The 2320-nt window shown below is 43.9% G+C and carries 2 protein-coding genes; both read right to left on the reverse strand.

Annotated elements, in window-relative coordinates:
• Positions 1 to 57 precede the first annotated feature (57 nt).
• On the reverse strand, positions 58 to 597 hold the full coding sequence (locus AB4209_RS22260; RefSeq protein WP_017060533.1) for an isochorismatase family cysteine hydrolase: 540 nt from the start codon (positions 595 to 597) through the stop codon (positions 58 to 60).
• 40 nt (positions 598 to 637) lie between these two features.
• Entirely contained in the window at positions 638 to 2035 is a 1398-nt protein-coding gene (locus AB4209_RS22265; RefSeq protein WP_017060532.1) for an FUSC family protein, read from the reverse strand.
• Positions 2036 to 2320 lie beyond the last annotated feature (285 nt).

Here is a 2320-nt window from a genome sequence, read left to right on the forward strand (position 1 = left end):
GCCTCCTCCTACTCGATTTTAATGAAAATACGGTCAACGTATTTTAGGACGAGACAGTTATAGCAAGTCTTGAGCTTTTGCTAAAACACTGAGTTTTGGGAATATATTTTGGCAGCTGTGCTGGTGGTTCATCGGGTTCATATCTGCAATCGCATCTTCGACAATCACCACGTTATAACCCAGTTCAAATGCTTGTCTAGCCGTTGATTCGACCCCAATACTTGTTGCTACCCCGGTCAGATAAATATCCGTAATACCTTGCTCACAAAGCTGCTTCTGCAAATCTGTGTTGGTAAATGCACCCCAGGAATATTTGGTTAGATAGCGATAATTAGGGTTTAGGCGCAGGCTTTCGATGACCTCTCCCCATACGATCTTTGATGCGTCAGGCTGAGCCGCTTTATTTTGCAGTTCCGTTCGGCCTTGTGGACGACCGGCTACATTAACAATAATTACGGGTAAATCAGCATCATCAAATGCATCGCAGAGAGCAAGGCTATTCTCTATGATCGGTCGGGACACGGTTTCCGGTAATTGATCAACGATACCTTGTTGCAGGTCGATAACGACAAGCGCAGAGCATTTACTCATTTTCATTACTTTATGCCTTAGTGGTCTTTGTGTGAGGTTATAGTGGTTAACTTTTACGGTGTATTAAGCGGGTGTAAAAGCGGATGAAAGCCAGTGCAACCATCATATAAATGAGTAGGTTCAAAGGGGTAGTGACGTCATAAACAGGCACAAGTTGCGTTGCGCTCATGGTAATCATTACTAATAGGTTGCCCCCGAGAACTCGATAGACCATCCACTGATTACCAGCGAACAGGCGATACACCGTAAAGACATTAACAAAGTAAAATGCCATTAATTGCCATACTTCGGTCATCGAAGGTAACAGCAGAACATACTGAATGAGGAACAGTGACCCAAAGGCTAAGTAGCCAATGGTCCAGTGCTTTATCATTTGCCTAGGCATGTTGCTTAATATCAAGGCGCAAATGGCACTGTTAATGATGAACAGACTTCCCGATGATATTGGTAGATATATCCAGACTAGAATTGCTGAGATGAAGCTCATTGTGCCGACTAACGTATTGCTTAATCGTTGCTGGCTGTTGTCAAGTAATCGGGCAAATAAGCGCTTTTTCTTAAAGTTACCCTGGTAGAATTGTTTGACTGTCTCTGGAAAAGGGGGCTTGTAATCGACATTAACCGATGATGCTTCAATAAAAGCCATAGCCTGGTTAAGTATCGAAAAATCATTGTGATCAACCCCTTGATCATGGGCGTTTTGCAGTAACTGTTTGGCAACCCAGATTGCTTGAGTTTGCTGTTGATGCTTCCACTGCTTTCTGGCAGGCATACGGCCATGCAAATCGGGCAGGCGCATCAGATCGTTCAGCGCTTTGAAGGTCGGGCTTTCAATATTTAACTCGCAGCTCGTGTGTAACTGGAAACGCTGCGCTGAGTCATTGTAAGCGAGTGAATGAATGAGGGGAGACATCGCCTCTAAAACAACACTGACTTCGTTGTTAAAGCGTGTGTCATCATCCTCAGGCCAAACCACGCTATAGATGGTCGTATAGACCACGAAGCCAAGCAGGGTTTCTTGCAGCCTTAGTACCGCAATATTAAATGTAGCTACACCATCAAAGCTGCCAGATATCGCCAGCAGGATGCAGACAATAAATGCCGTAATGTAAGCATAGCCGATGACCGGATCGGAACCCATGTATATACAAATTGCGAGTAACAGTGCGATGTTTGCTAAAAAATAATATCGATCTTGCCCAAAAACAGCGATTAACCAAAGCCCGACAAACGCGCCACAAAGCGTCCCCAACAATCTGAGAATGCCTTTTTTCTTGCCAGCAGTAATAGTATCAGTGATGGCCAATATATTGACCACGATAGCCGCCCAGTAAGGCTTCTCAAGGTTAAAATACAACGCAAGGTAGATAGCTAAACAAAATGCTAGGGCAACCTTTATGGCATTCTTGGCTGGAGTGCTCAGTGACTTTATAATGAGTAGCATAGTGGGGTTTAGCGGCAGAGGGATCGAATACGAGGATATTGCCTGATCTTTTGGTCAGCCTAAACTCTAGTTTGAAGGCCTTGATCCATCAAATATAGCAACTCTATTGCATCGTTTAACATTCAGGGGAAGGGGGGCGATCAGTCACTCTACTTATACGATATTGTTCGATGCTGATAATGATCGATAGATCTTCTAATAGTTAATAGCGATAGAACATCAGGTTTATCGTTCTTCTAAGCTGGCTAGTTGTTCCTATTATTTTAGGTTCATCGCGGCTTTCCG

It is taken from the genome of Vibrio sp. 10N.286.48.C11, from assembly GCF_041469805.1.
GTDB lineage: Bacteria > Pseudomonadota > Gammaproteobacteria > Enterobacterales > Vibrionaceae > Vibrio > Vibrio crassostreae_C.